This window comes from Verrucosispora sp. TAA-831 (genome assembly GCF_050780145.1).
In the GTDB taxonomy this organism is placed as follows: Bacteria; Actinomycetota; Actinomycetes; order Mycobacteriales; family Micromonosporaceae; genus Micromonospora.
The window spans coordinates 6,074,053-6,089,700 of sequence record NZ_CP192240.1 but is presented as its reverse complement, the minus strand read 5'-3'; the positions used below and the strand labels follow the sequence as shown (position 1 = coordinate 6,089,700).

The 15,648-nt window shown below is 73.0% G+C and carries 17 protein-coding genes; 13 read left to right on the top strand and 4 right to left on the bottom strand.

Going from position 1 to position 15,648, the window contains the following annotated elements; translation table 11 throughout:
* Nucleotides 1–67 precede the first annotated feature (67 nt).
* The 10 genes from ACQVFL_RS27095 to ACQVFL_RS27050 all read left to right on the top strand — a co-directional run bounded on the left by ACQVFL_RS27095 (nucleotide 68) and on the right by ACQVFL_RS27050 (nucleotide 9,187).
* Nucleotides 68–868, top strand: coding sequence for an alpha/beta fold hydrolase (locus tag ACQVFL_RS27095; protein WP_396690076.1), 801 nt, complete (start codon nucleotides 68–70; stop codon nucleotides 866–868).
* Nucleotides 861–1,436: a TetR/AcrR family transcriptional regulator gene (locus ACQVFL_RS27090; RefSeq protein ID WP_396690078.1), complete on the top strand. Its 576-nt coding sequence runs from the start codon at nucleotides 861–863 to the stop codon at nucleotides 1,434–1,436. Before ACQVFL_RS27095 ends, ACQVFL_RS27090 begins: the two co-directional genes overlap by 8 nt.
* Before the next feature lie 65 nt (nucleotides 1,437–1,501).
* Nucleotides 1,502–2,881: a hypothetical protein gene (locus ACQVFL_RS27085; protein ID WP_431727863.1), complete on the top strand. Its 1,380-nt coding sequence runs from the start codon at nucleotides 1,502–1,504 to the stop codon at nucleotides 2,879–2,881.
* Between the two features lie 49 nt (nucleotides 2,882–2,930).
* Nucleotides 2,931–4,316, top strand: a complete 1,386-nt coding sequence (locus ACQVFL_RS27080; protein ID WP_396690082.1) for an efflux RND transporter periplasmic adaptor subunit — start codon at nucleotides 2,931–2,933, stop codon at nucleotides 4,314–4,316.
* Complete coding sequence (locus tag ACQVFL_RS27075) at nucleotides 4,313–5,077, top strand: ABC transporter ATP-binding protein (RefSeq protein ID WP_396690084.1); 765 nt, start codon at nucleotides 4,313–4,315, stop codon at nucleotides 5,075–5,077. Before ACQVFL_RS27080 ends, ACQVFL_RS27075 begins: the two co-directional genes overlap by 4 nt.
* A complete protein-coding gene (locus tag ACQVFL_RS27070; protein WP_396690086.1) occupies nucleotides 5,074–6,258 on the top strand; it encodes an ABC transporter permease in 1,185 nt (394 codons plus the stop codon). Before ACQVFL_RS27075 ends, ACQVFL_RS27070 begins: the two co-directional genes overlap by 4 nt.
* Before the next feature lie 223 nt (nucleotides 6,259–6,481).
* The gene (locus ACQVFL_RS27065; RefSeq protein WP_091079691.1) at nucleotides 6,482–6,691 is read left to right on the top strand and encodes a helix-turn-helix domain-containing protein; all 210 of its coding nucleotides are present in this window, start codon (nucleotides 6,482–6,484) and stop codon (nucleotides 6,689–6,691) included.
* A gap of 225 nt (nucleotides 6,692–6,916) precedes the next feature.
* Nucleotides 6,917–7,018, top strand: a complete 102-nt coding sequence (locus tag ACQVFL_RS27060; RefSeq protein ID WP_007465623.1) for a 30S ribosomal protein bS22 — start codon at nucleotides 6,917–6,919, stop codon at nucleotides 7,016–7,018.
* A 118-nt stretch (nucleotides 7,019–7,136) separates the two neighbouring features.
* Nucleotides 7,137–8,210 (top strand): NAD-dependent epimerase/dehydratase family protein, encoded by a 1,074-nt coding sequence (locus tag ACQVFL_RS27055; protein ID WP_431727862.1) that lies wholly within the window; start codon nucleotides 7,137–7,139, stop codon nucleotides 8,208–8,210.
* Between the two features lie 119 nt (nucleotides 8,211–8,329).
* Nucleotides 8,330–9,187 carry a lysophospholipid acyltransferase family protein gene (locus ACQVFL_RS27050; RefSeq protein WP_396690958.1) on the top strand — a complete coding sequence of 286 codons (858 nt, stop codon included), beginning with the start codon at nucleotides 8,330–8,332 and terminating at the stop codon, nucleotides 9,185–9,187.
* A gap of 28 nt (nucleotides 9,188–9,215) precedes the next feature.
* Here ACQVFL_RS27050 and ACQVFL_RS27045 read toward each other — a convergent pair whose 3' ends face one another.
* The 4 genes from ACQVFL_RS27045 to ACQVFL_RS27030 all read right to left on the bottom strand — a co-directional run bounded on the left by ACQVFL_RS27045 (nucleotide 9,216) and on the right by ACQVFL_RS27030 (nucleotide 12,376).
* Nucleotides 9,216–10,124: an HAD family hydrolase gene (locus ACQVFL_RS27045; protein ID WP_431727861.1), complete on the bottom strand. Its 909-nt coding sequence runs from the start codon at nucleotides 10,122–10,124 to the stop codon at nucleotides 9,216–9,218.
* A 104-nt stretch (nucleotides 10,125–10,228) separates the two neighbouring features.
* Nucleotides 10,229–11,086 carry a DUF5667 domain-containing protein gene (locus ACQVFL_RS27040; RefSeq protein ID WP_396690091.1) on the bottom strand — a complete coding sequence of 286 codons (858 nt, stop codon included), beginning with the start codon at nucleotides 11,084–11,086 and terminating at the stop codon, nucleotides 10,229–10,231.
* 211 nt (nucleotides 11,087–11,297) lie between these two features.
* A complete protein-coding gene (locus ACQVFL_RS27035; protein ID WP_396690093.1) occupies nucleotides 11,298–12,242 on the bottom strand; it encodes an ECF subfamily RNA polymerase sigma factor, BldN family in 945 nt (314 codons plus the stop codon).
* Complete coding sequence (locus tag ACQVFL_RS27030; protein ID WP_431727860.1) at nucleotides 12,242–12,376, bottom strand: hypothetical protein; 135 nt, start codon at nucleotides 12,374–12,376, stop codon at nucleotides 12,242–12,244. Before ACQVFL_RS27030 ends, ACQVFL_RS27035 begins: the two co-directional genes overlap by 1 nt.
* Nucleotides 12,377–12,864: 488 nt before the next feature.
* Between ACQVFL_RS27030 and ACQVFL_RS27025 the strand changes: the two genes are divergently transcribed.
* The 3 genes from ACQVFL_RS27025 to ACQVFL_RS27015 are packed head-to-tail and all read left to right on the top strand — an operon-like array spanning nucleotide 12,865 to nucleotide 15,466.
* Entirely contained in the window at nucleotides 12,865–14,523 is a 1,659-nt protein-coding gene (locus ACQVFL_RS27025; RefSeq protein WP_431727859.1) for an AMP-binding protein, read from the top strand.
* Nucleotides 14,516–14,767, top strand: coding sequence for a glutaredoxin family protein (locus ACQVFL_RS27020; protein ID WP_131051867.1), 252 nt, complete (start codon nucleotides 14,516–14,518; stop codon nucleotides 14,765–14,767). The genes ACQVFL_RS27025 and ACQVFL_RS27020 overlap by 8 nt, the downstream gene beginning before the upstream one ends.
* A 21-nt stretch (nucleotides 14,768–14,788) precedes the next feature.
* Nucleotides 14,789–15,466 (top strand): HAD family hydrolase, encoded by a 678-nt coding sequence (locus tag ACQVFL_RS27015; RefSeq protein ID WP_431727858.1) that lies wholly within the window; start codon nucleotides 14,789–14,791, stop codon nucleotides 15,464–15,466.
* Nucleotides 15,467–15,648: the final 182 nt, after the last annotated feature.

The following is a 15,648-nucleotide window of genomic DNA, read 5'->3' as shown; positions in this document are numbered from 1 at the left end:
CCGTCGACCCGACGGGTCCGGGGCCGTTGTCTTGACGATTGAAGCTAATGTCATTAGCCTTCTGGCTATGACTGTTAGCTTTGTCGAGCGCGACGGCGGACGCGTCGCCTACGAGGTGCACGGGCAGGGGCCGCTCGTCGTCCTGTCGCACGGCATGGGGGAGAACCGCCACTCCTACCGCCACCTGGTCCCGCTGCTGGTGTCGGCGGGCTACCGGGTGGCGTCGGTCGACGTCCGGGGACACGGTGACTCCAGCGTCGGCTGGTCGTCGTACGCTCCGGCCGAGGTCGGCGCCGACCTGCTGGCCGTGGTCCGGGACCTCGGCGCTGGCCCGGCGACCCTGGTCGGCAACTCATCCAGTGGCGCGGCGGTCGTCTTCGCCGCCACCGAGGCGCCGGAGCTGGTCGAGGGCATCGTGCTGGTCGGCGCTTTCGTCGCGCAGCGCAGGCTCAACCCGTTCATGCGGCTGGGCATCGGTGCGGTGCTGCGTAGCGCCCGCCTGTTCGGGCTGTTCCACCGCACCCTCTTCCCGGTCCACCGGCCCGCCGACGACGCGGCGTACCGCAGGGCGATGGTGGCCGCGCTACGCCGACCCGGTCGGATGGCGGCGGTCCGCGGCCTGATCGTCCCGGTCGAGCCGTACTGGACCGCCGTCGCGCCCCGGGTGCGGCAGCCGGTGCTCGTGCTGATGGGCACGAAGGACCCGGACTTCGCCGACCCGGCCGCCGAGGCGCGTGCCGCCCGACGACTCTTCCCGGTCGCCGAGGCGCGCATGATCAGCGAGGCCGGACACTACCCGCACGCCGACCGGCCCGAGGCGATGGCCGGTGAGCTGACCGAGTTCCTCGCGGTGATCGACCGTGCCTAGGGCCGGGCTCAACTCCCAGGTGGTGGTCCGCGAGGCGGCCCGACTGGCCGACGAGGTCGGCCACCACAAGCTCACCCTCGCCGCGCTCGCCGCTCGGCTCGGCGTCGCCCTGCCCAGCCTCTACAAGCACGTCAGGGGTGCCGAGGCACTCGCGCAACAGCTCTCCGCGCTGGCCACCGCCGAGATCGCCGACGAGATGACCACGGCTGCCGCCGGTCGCAGTGGCGAGGACGCGTTGCGTGCCGTCGCCGCCGCCTACCGGTCGTACGCCCGCCGCCACCCCGGCCGCTACCCGGCGACGCAACGGGTGCCCGACCCGGACGACCCCGCACACGTGGTGGCGGGTCGGCGCGCGGTCGAGGTGGTCTACGCCATCCTGCGCGGGTACGGGATCGAGGGCGACGCGGCGGTGGACGGGGTCCGGATGTTCCGCGCCGCCGTGCACGGCTTCGTGTCGCTGGAGGCGGGCGGTGACTTCGGCCTGCCGCGCGAGGTCGACCGCTCGTTCGACCAGATGGTGACCGCCCTCGGTGTCGCCTACCGGAGCTGGCCCGGGTCCGAGGGCTGACCGCCCCGCACACCCGGCGCGACGCGGCACTTCCGCGCGCGCAGACGGACCCGTACTCTGCGCCGGTGACCGACGGGGGATCCACGGCCGGCGACCATCCGACGCCGGCCGACACGACGCGGGCTGGAACGACGCCGGCCGACCCGAAACCGGCTGACGCGACGCCGCGTCGGCGGTGGCGACTGTGGACGGCGCTGGTCGCGGTCGTGCTGGTGCTGGCCTGTGGGGTGCCGGTGGTGCTGCTGGCCGGCGGGTTGCCGGACACCGACCTCGCCCAGCCCGCCACCGCCGCCTCGCCGACCGAGAACCCCACCACGATCGCCGCCCGGCAGGTGGCCGAGCGGATCAGCGTGCAGTTGGACCGGCAGTCGGCCGCGCTGCTCGGCCGCGACCGGGCCGCCTTCCTGTCGGTTGCCGCACCCGCCGCGCAGAAGGACCTGCGCCGCCGGTACGGCGCACTCACCGCGCTGCGGGTCACCCGCTGGGAGGCGCGTCCGAGCGGACTGCCCACCTCGGCCGGGCGGGCGGGCGAATGGCGGTTGCCGGTCGAGTTCCGGTACTGCTTCGTGCTGCCGGACTGCACACCCAGCCCGGTGGTGATGGAGACCCGGTGGCGCGACGGCGCGGAGCCCCGCCTGCTCGCGGTCTCCCGGTCGAGGCCCTCGCACCACGTCAGCGGCCGGTCCAACGGGCAGCCCGGCAGCCTGCCCTGGGAGGTCAGCGAGCTGGTCGTGGCGGTGGGCGAGCGGACGGTCGTGGCCACCACACCGGCGTACCGCAAGCGGCTGCCGGGTCTGCTGCGCCGGGCCGAGGCGGCGGCGACGGTGGCCGACGCGTACGTGGTGACGGGCGGCCCGCCCGACCGGTACCGGATCTTCTACGCCGGGCCGAAGGAGTGGAAACGCTGGTACGGCGGCGAGCAGCCGGAGTGGGGCGCCGGGTACGCGATCAACGTCGGCGGTGGCCACTACGAGATCGTGCTCGGCCCGGAGAGCTTCGAGTACGGCCCCTACCTGGACGAACTGCTACGGCACGAGCTGGCCCACGCCGCCTCGCTGCCGGAGAAGGACTACGCGGACGAGTCGACGTGGTGGCTGAGCGAGGGGTTGGCCGAGCAGGCGGGCGTCGACGGTCAGCCGGTCGGCCGGTACGAGGGGCTGGACTCGGTCCGTCGGCTGGTCGAGGGCGACTGGGACGGGAAGCTGGAGAGCCTGATCCCCGACGCCGACACCCCGCAGGAACAGGTGAACGGCAGCTACGGTGCCGCCTTCCTGGCGGTCCGCTACTTCGTCGACCGGTTCGGCGAGGAGCGGGTGCGCGCCTTCGTCAAGGCCGTGCTGCACGACCTGCGCGTGCCGGCGCAGGTGAGCGAGGAGATCTTCGAGGAGGAGTGGAGCACCCTGCACAAGGAGTGCGTCGCGTACATCCGCGCCACGGTGCGCTGACCAGGCGGCGTTCCGCAGCAGCGTCGGGGGCGGCTCGTAGCATGGGCGGGTGCGCCGCACCGACTCGCCGCGGCTGCCCGCAGTCACGCGGCCCCGCCTGCTCACCGCCCTGACCGCCGTCGTCGTCCTGACCCTCACCGGTGCCGCCTCCTGCGGCGGCGACCCGCCGTCGATCTCGCTCGCCGCCGCCACGCTCGCCCCGGTGGCCGAGGAGATCGACGCCCCGGCGACCGTCACCGCCCGGGCGGCGGCCACCCTCACCGCCCCCGCCGACGGCACCCTCGCCAGCCTCCGCGTGGAGCCGGGCGAACGCGTCCGGCGTGGCCAGGTGCTCGCCGTGGTCGAGTCGCCGACGGCCCGGGAGCGGCTCCGGCAGGCGCGTACCGCGCTCAACGCCGCCAAGCGGGCCGGTGCCGGTGGTGGCGGCGGCGACCTCGCCGGCAGCCTGCGCGGCACCGACCGCGCGGCCGACGAGGCACACGAGGCGGCCCGCACCGCCGCCCGCAAGATCAGTGACCCGGAGCTGCGCAAGGCCCTGTTGGCCCAGGTCAAGGCCGCACAGAAGCGCTACGACGCCGCCGCCCGCACTGCCGAGGCGGCGGTACGCGAGGTGCAGCGCGGCGTCCGCAACCTGAACTCCGCCGTCGGCGCGCTCGCCACCGCCCAGCGCCTCCAGGCCCAGCAGGCGTACGACCTGGCCAAGGCGACCGTCGACGCGTTGACCTTGCGCGCGCCGATCGCCGGGGTCGTGCAGCCGGGCGGCGTCGGTGCCGGTGCCGACCCGTCGGGTGCGCTGGCCGGTCTGCTCGGATCGGGCGGGCTGCCGCCCGGGCTGGACCCGGCCGCACTCGGTGCCGCCCCGGCGGGACCGCCGCCCGGCGTGGACTCCGCCGTTCCGGAGGGCGGCCGGGTCACCGCCGGCACTCCGGTGCTGACCGTGGTCGACACCGGCGAGCTGGGCCTGCTGGCCGAGGTCGACGAGACCGACGTGCTGCTGGTCCGGACCGGGCTCACCGGCACGGTGGAACTGGACGCGGTGACCGGCGCGGTGTACGAGGCCACCGTGAAGTCGATCGACGTGCTGCCCAGCACCTCGGCCCGGGGCGGGGTCAGCTACCGCGTCCGGCTCGCGCTCGGGCCGGGCCGGTTCGGTGAGGCGGAACCGGCACCGGCGCCCCGCCCCGGCATGAACGCGGTGCTGCGGCTGCGGGTCCGGGAGGCGGCCGACGCGGTGACCGTACCCGCCTCGGCGGTCTTCTCGGTCGACGGTCGGGACACGGTCTGGCTGATCCGCGACGGTCGGGCCGGGCAGGCGGCGGTCACCGTCGGCGTGCAGGGCCAGGACCTGGTGCAGATCGTCGACGGGGTGCAGGCCGGGGACCGGATCGTGGTGCGCGGCACCGACCAGGTCCGCAACGGCCAGGAGGTCGGGTGAGCCGGGCTCCGGCGATCGAGGCGGTCGACGTCTCCCGGACGTACCAGCTCGACGGGATCTCGGTACCCGCCCTGCGCGGGGTCACGCTGACCGTGGCGGCCGGCGACTACGTGGCGCTGATCGGGCCGTCCGGCTCGGGCAAGTCCACGCTGATGCACCTGCTCGGCGGCCTGGACCGGCCGACCGGCGGTCGGCTGGCGATCGGCGGACGGCAGGTCGGCACGCTCTCCGCACCCGAGTTGGCCCGGCTGCGCAACGAGACCATCGGTTTCGTCTTCCAGGCGTTCCACCTGCTGGCGCGTACCTCGGCAGTGGACAACGTGGCGTTGCCCCTGGTCTATCGCGGGGTGGGCGCGCGCGAACGCCGGACCCGGGCCGCCGCGATGCTCGGCCGGGTCGGTCTCGGGCACCGCCTGGACCACCGGCCCAACCAGCTCTCCGGGGGTGAACAGCAGCGGGTGGCGATCGCCCGGGCGCTGGTCACCGATCCGACGGTGCTACTCGCCGACGAGCCGACCGGAAACCTGGACAGCAGCACCGGAGCGGCCGTCCTGGAGCTGCTGGAACAGCTCAACGCGGAGTCCGGCGTGGCGCTGGTGATGGTCACCCACGACGCGGAGGTCGCGGCCCGGGCCCGCCGTCGGATCACCATGCGCGACGGGGTGATGGTCGCGGACAGTGCGGCCGGTACGCCGGACCAGGTCGGCGGTGGCCCGTCCGGTGGCCCGGCCGACCGGGGCGGCGACGGGGGACAGGCGTGAGGCTCGCGGAGGCGTGGCGGGTGGCCTGGGACGCGCTGCGCGCGAACCGGATGCGCAGCGCGCTGACCATGCTCGGGGTGATCATCGGAGTCGCCTCTGTGGTGCTGCTGGTGGCCATCGGCACCGGCACCAAACAGACGGTGGAACAGCAGGTCGAGGGGCTCGGCTCCAACCTGCTGCTGGTCGTGCCGGGGCGGCTCGACGTCGGGTCCGCCCCGGCGGTCTCCCCGCTGACCCTCAAGGACGTGGACGCGGTCGGTCGGGTGGTCGGGGACCCCAGCCGGGTGGCCGTGACGGTCGCCTCCGGCGCCACCGTCCGCGCCGGCACCCGGCAGGACTTCACCACCGTGCAGGGGGTGTTGGAGACCACCCCGGAGGTCTTCGCCCGGGATCTGGGCCGGGGCCGCTATCTGACCCGTTCCGACGTGGACACCGGCCGCCGGGTCGCGGTGCTCGGCGACTCGGTCGCCCGGGCGCTGTTCCCCGACCGGGAGGCGGTCGGTCAGCAGGTCAACGTGGCCGGCGTCCGGTTCCGGGTGATCGGGGTCTTCACGCCGCTGGGGCAGAGCCTCGGCGTGGACCGGGACGACGAGGTGCACATCCCGGTGACTGCGGCCCAACGGTTGTACGGCACCCAGCGGGTCGACGCCATCGCGGTCAAGGCACCGGACCGGGAGCGCATCGACGAACTGGGCGCGCGGATCGTGGCCGAGTTGAACGGCCGGCATCCGGGCACCGAGTTCAGCGCGGTCACCCAGGAGCAGATCCTCGGCGTACTGGGCGACATCCTCGGCATCCTGACCGGCGTACTCGCCGCCATCGCCGGGATCTCGCTGCTGGTCGGCGGCGTCGGCGTCTCCAACATCATGCTCGTCTCGGTGCGCGAGCGCACCCGGGAGATCGGGTTGCGCAAGGCGGTGGGGGCGCGTCCGCGCGACATCGGCGTGCAGTTCCTGCTGGAGGCGGTGCTGCTGACCTCGGTCGGCGGGGTCACCGGGATGGCCCTCGGGGTGGGCGGCGCGTTGCTGGTGGCCGCCCTGTCGCCGATCCCGGCGGCGGTGACCTGGTGGTCGCTGGCGCTGGCCTTCGGCGTCTCGGCGGCGGTCGGGATCGTCTTCGGGGTGCTGCCCGCGCAGCGGGCCGGTCGACTCGACCCGGTGGTGGCGCTGCGCGCCGAGTGACGGTTTCCGCCAGGTGGCCGAGGATGATCGGTTGCCGAATCCGCCAGCATCCACCCGACCAGGGGTTTTTCGCCCCGGTGTGCCGGTCGAATCATGATCAGTTGCAGGAAGGGATCGCGCCGGTCACAGCCGTCCCGCTACCGTACTGATAACACGCGCGTCGCCGGCCGCGCGGGAGGACCCGTGTGGCGGCCGCGCCGGGCATGGGATGGGTCGGTGAGCCATGGCCGGGTCGCAATCCGACGGTCGACTGTCGGATGTCAAGTTCCTGACCGTCGCCGAGGTGGCAACGGTCATGCGGGTCTCCAAGATGACGGTCTACCGTCTCGTGCACAGCGGTGAGCTGACCGCGGTACGGGTGGGCAGGTCGTTCCGGGTGCCCGAGCACGCGGTGCACGAATATCTCCGTGGCGCCTTCCAGGAGACCGCCTGACCCGCGAGCCTGACCCGGTCGCGGCGGGCCCGGTGAACGGGCATCGACCGGGGGCGCGTTGGTCCTGCTGACGCATCCCCGCTACGCTGGACTGGCGATCGTGACCGCTGGTGCGCTCTGCCGCCCACTCCGCCGGTCCGGTCCGTTGTCCGCAAGCGGTCGCCGACGCCACGGATCCGTGGTGTCTTACCGGTCGCGCCGCACGTTGCATCGAAAGGCTTTTTTATGGGCTCGGTGGTCAAGAAGCGCCGCAAGCGCATGGCTAAGAAGAAGCACCGCAAGCTGCTGCGCAAGACCCGCGTCCAGCGTCGCCGTCTCGGCAAGTGACCGTGTGCCGGGCCGTGGCCCGGCATTCGTCGCTTGCCAACTGTCGACCCTCGGAGGCTCAGGTGATCAGGCCGTGGCTGTCCCGGCTCGGTCCCTCCGGCCGGGGTAGGTGCGAGACATGACCCCCGGTGGCTCATCGAGCCTTCCGGGGGTTGTCGTCGTGACCGGGGTCAGCCGTTACCTCGGCGCACACGTCGCCGCCCGCCTTGCCGCCGATCCCCGGATCGCCCGCGTCATCGGCGTCGACCTGCCCGAGCCCGGCCCCGAGGTGGCCGAGCTGTTGGCGCAGGTGGAACGGGTCCGGGTGGACGCCGGGTCGATCGGTGGCCTGCTCGCCGACCTCGACGTCGACACCGTGGTGCACCTGGCCCTGGTCAGCGCCCCGGATTCGCAGCACGGCGGCCGTGCGGCGATGAAGGAACAGAACGTCATCGGCACCATGCAACTCCTCGCCGCCTGTCAGCGGGCGCCGCAGTTGCGCAAGATCGTGGTCCGGTCCTCCACCGCGGCGTACGGCGCCTCGTTCCGGGACCCGGCCGTCTTCACCGAGGAGACCGAACCCCGTGAGGTGCCGCGCGGCGGTTTCGGCCGCGACATCCTCGACATCGAGGGGTACGTCCGTGGTTTCCGTCGCCGACGCTCCGACGTCACCGCCACGGTGCTGCGCTTCGCCCCGTTCATCGGCTCGACGGCCGACACCACGCTGACCAGGTACTTCTCCCAGCCGGTGGTGCCGACCATCTTCGGCCGCGACGCCCGGTTGCAGTTCCTGCACTTCGACGACGCCCTTGAGGTGGTGCACCGGTCGGTCGTCGAGGACCATCCGGGCACCTACAACGTCGCCGGCCGCGGTGTGCTGTCGCTGTCGCAGGCGATCCGGCGGGCCGGTCGGATCTCGGTGCCGGTGCTGGAGCCCGGTGTCGCCGGTGCCATCGCGCTGGCCCGGACGATGGGCTTCGGGCGGTACGGGCTCGACCAGGTCGACCTCTTCGTGCACGGCCGGGTGGTGGACACCTCCCGCCTGGAGCGCGAGTACGGGTTCACCCCCCGCTCGACCGCAGCCGCCTTCGACGACTTCATCAACGCCCACCACGGCCGGGCCGTGGTGACCCGGGAGCAGTTGGCCGCCGCCGAGCGGATGGTGCTCGACAGCATCCGCCAGGCCCGGGCCGCCGTACGGGAGCGCTCGTGACCGGGCCGGAGGAACAGCGCGACGAGGCGTACCTGGACGACCGGTACGCCGTACCGCCTCCGGTGTCGGAGGACCTCGACCCCGTCCGGCGCAACGGACACCGTCCCGCCGAGGCGGCGGTGCCGGACCGGACCGGTGACGTCTGGGACCGGCGGGTCGCCGGTGGGCTCGCGTTCCTGCGTCGGCGGCTGTCCGGCGACTACGAGGTGGACGAGTTCGGCTTCGATCCGGAGCTGACCGAGGCGGTCTTCCACCCGCTGCTGCGCCGCCTCTACCGCGACTGGTTCCGGACCGAGGTCACCGGGTTGGCGAACGTACCCGCCGACGGGGCGGGGCTGGTGGTGGGCAACCACTCCGGCACCGTGGCGCTGGACGCGCTGATCCTCTCCACGGCGCTGCACCACGAGCACCCGGCCAACCGGTATCTTCGCCTGCTCGGCGCCGACCTGGTCTTCCGGATGCCGGTGGTCTCCGAGATCGCCCGCAAGACCGGTGGCACGGTGGCCTGCAACCCGGACGCCGAACGGCTGCTGCGCGGCGGCGAACTGGTCGGTGTCTTCCCGGAGGGCTTCAAGGGCATCGGCAAGCTGTACGCGGACCGCTACAAGCTGCAACGCTTCGGGCGGGGTGGCTTCGTGTCGGCGGCACTGCGCACCGGCACCCCGATCATCCCGGTCGCCATCGTCGGTGGCGAGGAGATCTATCCGATGCTCGCCGACCTCAAGCCCCTCGCCCGACTGCTCAAGCTTCCGTATTTCCCGGTGACGCCGACCTTCCCCTGGCTCGGGCCGCTGGGCATGGTGCCGCTGCCGAGCAAGTGGCTGATCGAGTTCTGCCCGCCGATCCCGACGGCGCATCTGGTCGACTCGGCGGACGATCCGCTGGTCGTGTTCAACCTCGCCGACCAGGTCCGGGAGACCATCCAGCAGACCGTGCACCAGCTTCTCGAACGCCGCCCGGACCCGTTCGGCCCGTAGTCGTCTCCGGTGTGGACGGGGGCGGGTCCTACGGTCCGGCGTTGCGTCGGGTGCGTCCGGAGGCGGCGTCGGCCGCGCGGCGGCGGCGCTGCAAGGCGACTCCGGCGGTGACCGCTCCGGCCACCAGTCCCGCCGCGGCGGTGGACGGGAGAGCGATCTTGACCGCCCGTCGTCCGGTGCGGAAGTCGCGTACCTCCCAGCCGCGCTGCCGGGCCTGACGCAGCAGTGTGCCGTCCGGGTTGACCGCCACCGCGCGTCCCACCAGCGACAGCATCGGCAGGTCGTTGGCGGAGTCGCTGTAGGCGGCGCACCGGCTCAGGTCGAGACCCTCCACCATGGCGAGTTGGGTGACCGCCTCCGCCTTGAGCGGGCCGTGCATCAGGTCCCCGACCAGCCGACCGGTGTACGCCCCGTCCACGATCTCGGCGACCGTACCGATCGCGCCGGTCAACCCGAGCCGGGTGGCGATCACCCGGCCGATCTCCACCGGGGCGGCGCTGACCAGCCACACCCGCTCACCGGCGTCCAGGTGCCCCTGCGCCAGCCGCCGGGTCCCGGCCCAGATCCTCGGGGCCATCAACTCGTCGAAGATCTCCTCGGCCAGCCGCTCGACGTCCTGGACCCGCCAACCCTCGACGAAGGCGAGCGCGGCCTCCTTGGCCTGGGACATGTCCCCGGCGTGCTCGCGGGCGAGCAGCCGGAACCGCAGCTGCTGCCAGGCGAACCGGGCCAGGTCCCCGGTGGTGAAGTAGTTGCGGGCGGCGAGCCCACGGGCGAACCAGTAGATCGAGGCACCCTGCATCATCGTGTTGTCCACGTCGAAGAAGGCGGCGGCGCGGGGGTCGGGCGTGGCCGGGGGAGCGGGCTCGGTCTGCGCCCAACCGGCGGTGTGCCCGTGCACGTCGGTGCTGACGGTCACCTTGCGGCTGCGCGCCACCTGCGCCCCCTCACTGTCGCTCGCCCTGCCCCGCTGCCCTCAGCGAGGGTATCCGGAGCAGCGGAAACCGCTGCCGGACGCGGGAACGACGGACGCCGGTCGGGTCAGGAGCAGACGCCGGGGGTGGGGCCGAGGTCGTCGCTGACGGTGCCGGCCGACTGGCCGCAGGCGATGGCGGTGCGCAGGGCCTCGGTGCGTTCGGTGACCAGGTCCAGCAGCTTCAGCGACCTGGCGGTCCGCTCCTGGTCGGCGCGGGAGCCCCGGTCGGCCAGCGCGTCGAGCGTGCGGCGCTGCCCGGTGACGAAGGCGTCGACCGTGTTCAGTGCCGCCGGGTCCGCACGCCGCACGGCGGCACCGTTGAGCTGGCGTACGCCCTGACGGATGTCCGCGTCCATGTCGTCGAGCACGGCGCGGTAACCGGCCCGGTTGCCGCTGAGCGAGGACGCCTCGGCCAGCCGGGTCCGGGCGAAGTCGAGGAAGAGCTGGCCACGGCTGATCTCGGAGCTGGCGAGCGCCAACTGGGCCCGCTCGGTGCTGCGCTTCATGCCGTACAGCGCGTCACCGGGCACCGCGTTCTCGCTCGCGGCGGAGATGCCGGAGACGGCGATGGCGCCGGCCGCGATGCCGACCAGGATCGCGCCCCGGGCGCGGGCCCGGCGGGCGGTGACGGCCGGTAGCAGCGATCCGCGACCGGTGGTGGCCTTCTCGGCCGGGGCGGCGACGGTGGACCCGATGCCCTCCCGGTCGGCGGTGGCCAGCAGCATCGCCCGCAGGCCGGTCCGGAACTCCGGGTCGACCTCGGGACTCGGCGGATTGACGCCGAGTTGTCGGCCGAGCGCGACGAGCGGTGCGAGCCGGTCGTCGGCGCTGGACCGGACGTGATGACGTAGGCCACCGTTGGCTTCGTCGAGAAGCTGCGCGAAGCGCTCGGTGCGCCGACGGGAGAAGAGGGCGTTGTCCACCGCGGCACCTCCTCTCGCTGGTCGCGGCCGGTCGGCCGCGTTCACCACCAGCGACCGACCACCGCATGACACCGGGACGGAAGCCCTCGTCGGCACCGCCGCCGGTCCACCTCGGAGGTTTCCGGCCGGTCATCGGTCGCACCCGGAGAAACGCGCCGTGCCGGGGCCGGGTTACGGGCCGACCGGCGGCGAAATCACGCAAAGTGATCGGCTACGGCTGGAAGCCGTCCGGGAGGAGGCGAGCCAGCGCCCGCACCGCGCGGTACTGCAACGCCTTGATCGCACCCTCGTTCTTGCCCATCGCGCGGGCGGTCTCGGCAACCGAGAAGCCCTGGAGGAACCGCAGCACGATGCACTCCTGCTGCTCCGGGTTGAGCCGCTTGACGGCTGTCAACAAGGCGACGTTCGTGATGTGCTCCACCACCGCCGCCTCCGGGCTGCCCTCGGGGCCGCGGTCCTCGCGGTCGGCGTCGAGGACGTCGCCGGTGGTGACCTCCAGCCGGTACCGACCGGACTTGAAGTGGTCGGCGACCAGGTTGCGGGCGATCGTCACCAGCCAGGCACCGAGGTCGCGGCCCTGCCAGGTGAAGCTGCCGATCCGTTTGAGGGCCCGCAGGAAGGTGTCCGAGGTGAGGTCCTCGGCGAGTTGCCGGTTGCCGACCCGGAAGTAGACGAAGCGGAAGACGGTGTCCACGTAGCGGTCGTAGATCAGTCCGAACGCCTCGGACTCACCGGCCTGGGCGCGTTCGACCAGGCCCCAGACCTCGGTGGCCGGGTCGGAGGGGTCGGGTCGGCTCGGGAACCCGGTGGAGGTACCGGCCGAGGAGACCGCGGGCAACACCGCCGTCTCCGAGGTGGACACCTCGGTGACCGGGGTGTCCCCACTGCGGCGGGCCTGGGCCGGCATGGTCGGTCGGCTCGGCGAGGCGACCCGGCCACCGGAGGGTTTCGCGTTTGCGCCGGGCGTCGATGGTCGGTGCGGCGGATCGTTCTGATGTGGTCTGCTGCCCACCCGGTTGGCGGCGCCCTCGCCGCGTGCGGGCACGTTGCCCGTGTTGTCCTGCTGGCCGTGCGCGTTGCCGCGCTCGTTGACCGGTGTACGTGCCTGCGGGCCGGGCAGGCCGACCGGGCGGGATACGAAGCCGAAGGCGGTCATCAGGCCACCTCCGTCGCACCGGTCGCCGTGCCGACGGTGCCCGGTCGATCGATCGGGCCTCCGGCGGGCAGGGCGACTCCGGGGTGTGCCGACGGGCGGCAGTTCCCCTTGAGGTGCTGGTCCAATGCGCTCACGGGCACGGGGGCCTCCTCGGGCTGAGGGGTGTCGACTCACGGCAAAATGGGGTGAGCCGACCCGAGTGATGATAGGGCCAACGTCACCCGCGCGTGGCAAGTCCGTTACACAGGGCCAAAGTATTTCTCGGCGGGTCGCACCCCTGGCGGACCGGTTGTCCGTCGGGGGTCGTTGACAACTGGCCGGCGGGCTGTTCCGGCACGTATTGCCAGTTCAGGGTCGTGGCAGGACGGTGCGTACGGCGGCTTGCGCGACCCGTGCGGCACCGCACGTGGCCGGCTGCGGCGGCGATTCGCCGGGGCTGTCGCACACCGACGGTGACCTTGCTTGAGTTCCGTGCACGGGACCGGGCGGGTCCTCGGTGGCCGGTGCGGTGTGCCCCGGACGGGAGCGCACCGGGATCGACGTACCGGTATCTCCGGATCGGTGTCGGTCATCGCCCGTCGGGCATGGCCGGGCGGCCCCGGCTGTGCCAGACTCAGCCACCGTGCAGGACCGAGACGCAGCCGTCGGGCCGGGGGCGCACCCCGCCGCCGACGCGGACGCAGGCACTGCCGGTCGGCCGCAGGCGGCCGACGGCGCCGGGCCGAATCTCGCCGAACGGCTGACCTGGGCGGCCCGGAGCAGTCCGGGCAAGCCGGCGCTGTACCACTCCGGCCGGACGATCACCTGGTCCGCACTGGACGAGGTGGTGACCGGAGTCGCCCGGGCGCTGGCCCGGACGGCCCCGGACGCGGCGGGCGGACCGGCCCGGGTCGCGGTGGCCCTGCCCAACTCACCGGATTTCGTGGTCGGGCTGCTCGGTGCGCTGCGGGCCGGACTGACGGCGGTACCGGTCAACCCCGCGCTGACGGCCCGCGAGCTGTGCCAGGTGCTGGCCGACTCGGCCGCGTCGGTGCTGATCGGCACCGAACACGTCCGTGACCTGGTGGCCGACGTCGAGTTGCCCGCACTGCGGGCCGTGCACACCAGACCTCCGGTCGTGGACGGCGCAACGCCGACCTTCCCGGCGCGGGCCGCCGACGACCTGGCGGTGCTGCTCTACACCTCGGGCACCGAGGGCCGGCCGAAGGGCGCGATGCTCTCGCACGGTGCGCTGGCCGCCAACCACGAGCAGGTCGGCCGGATCGCACCGCCGGTGGTCGGGTCGGACGACGTGGTGCTGCTGGCGTTGCCGCTGTTCCACGCGTACGGGCTGAACGCCGGACTGGGCGCGGTGCTGCACCACGCGGCGACCGGCGTACTCGTCGACGACCCGGGTGCCGACGCGGCGCTGACCGAGATCGCCCGGCACCGGGCCACCGTGCTGATCGGCGTGCCGTCGATGGTGCAGTCCTGGTCGCGGGCGGATCCCGACGTGCTGGCCGAGGCGATGACCGCAGTACGCGTCGTGGTCTGCGGCGCGGCGCCACTCGATCCGGCGGACGCGGCGCGCTTCACCGAGGCCACCGGTCGGCCGGTGCAGATCGGCTACGGCCTGACCGAGACCGCGCCGGTGCTCACCTCGACGCTGGTCGGCGGGGAGCCGAAGCCGGGCTCGATCGGCCGCCCGCTGCCCGGCGTCGAGCTGCGGCTGGTCGGGGCGGACGGGACCGAACTGTGGCGCGACGGCCTGGCCGCGCCCGACGACGACGCCGAGGAATGGGACCTGTCCGACCCGATGGCGGGCACCGATCCCGGTCAGATCGTGGTGCGCGGGGCGAACCTCTTCGCCGGGTACTGGCCGGACGGTGCGGGTGGGCCCGACCCGGACGGCTGGTGGGCCACCGGCGACGTCGCGTACGCGGACGCCGACGGTGATCTCTTCCTGGTCGACCGGCTCGGGGAGCTGATCCTGGTCAACGGCTTCAACGTGTACCCGCACGAGGTCGAGTCGGTGCTCTCGGCCCATCCGGCGGTGGCGGAGTCGGCGGTAGTGGGCGTGCCGCACCCCCGGACCGGGGAGACTGTCCGGGCGTACGTGGTGCCGAGGGCGGGGCATCGGGCGACCGGTGCCGAGCTGATCGCGCACTGCGCGCGTAATCTGGCCAGATTCAAGTGCCCCACCGACGTCGAGTTCGTCGACCTGCTGCCGCGCTCGGTGATCGGGAAGGTACGCAAGACCCTGCTCCGACCCACCGGCACCACGGAGGAGACCGATGCGTGAGCCCCGCCTGACCCTGATCACCCGACCCGGCTGCCACCTCTGTGAGGACGCCAAGGCGGCCCTCGACCGGGTCGTCGCGGTCACCGGCGACCGGTGGATCGAGCAGGACGTGAGCGGCGACGCCGAGATGGAACGCGAGTACGGCGACCGGCTGCCGGTGGTGCTGCTCGACGGCAAGGAGCACGGCTACTGGCGGGTCGAGGAGCAGCGGCTGCTCAAGGATCTGACCACCCCGCAGCTCTGAGGCCGCCGGTAGGGTGCGGTGATGACCCCTGCGCGCACCCATCTGGTGTGGGACTGGAACGGCACCCTGCTCAACGATCTCGATCTGGTGGTGGCCTGCACGAACGCCGCCTTCAGCAGCGCGGGCGGGCCGTCGGTGACGGTGGCGGAGCACCGGGTGCGGTTCCGTCGGCCGATCGCCGACTACTACGCGGACGTACTCGGTCGGGCCGTGGACGCGCAGGACTTCGGCCGCCTCGACAAGATCTTCCACGACGCGTACCGGCTGGGGTTGACCGGCTGTGAGCTGGCCCACGACGCGGTCGACGCGATGGCGGCCTGGCCGGGCAGCCAGTCGCTGTTGTCCATGTGGTTGCACGACGAGTTGGTGCCGGCGGTCCGGACGTACGGGCTGACCGGCCGGTTCGTCCGGGTCGACGGATGGCGGGACCGGGTCGGCGGTGATCGCAAGGCGGAGTCGCTGGCCCGCCACCTGGCCGAGATCGGCGTGGACGGCCGGTCGGTGGTGGTGATCGGTGACTCGATCGACGACGCCGACGCGGCGTACGCCGTCGGCGGGCGGGCCGTCCTCTACAGCGGCGGCTTCACCGACCGGGCCCGGCTGGAGGGCTCCGGTCACCCGGTCGCCGACAGTCTGGTGGAGGCCGTGACTCTCGCCACCGCGCTGGCCGACGTCCCGACGGTGGAATCGCCCACCTGAGCGGAAACGGGTGTCACCGTGCGTGGTCGCGGTCTCCCGATCGCTGTGTTCGATCAATGATTGGCGTGTGTGATTGGTCAGAGAAGTCGGGATTGAGCAATAATCGCGCCGGTAGTCGTGGTGGAGGGGTCTCCGGTCGATCTTGCGGGACGGAGGGGCTGGTGGAGGCGCGGCACGTGCCG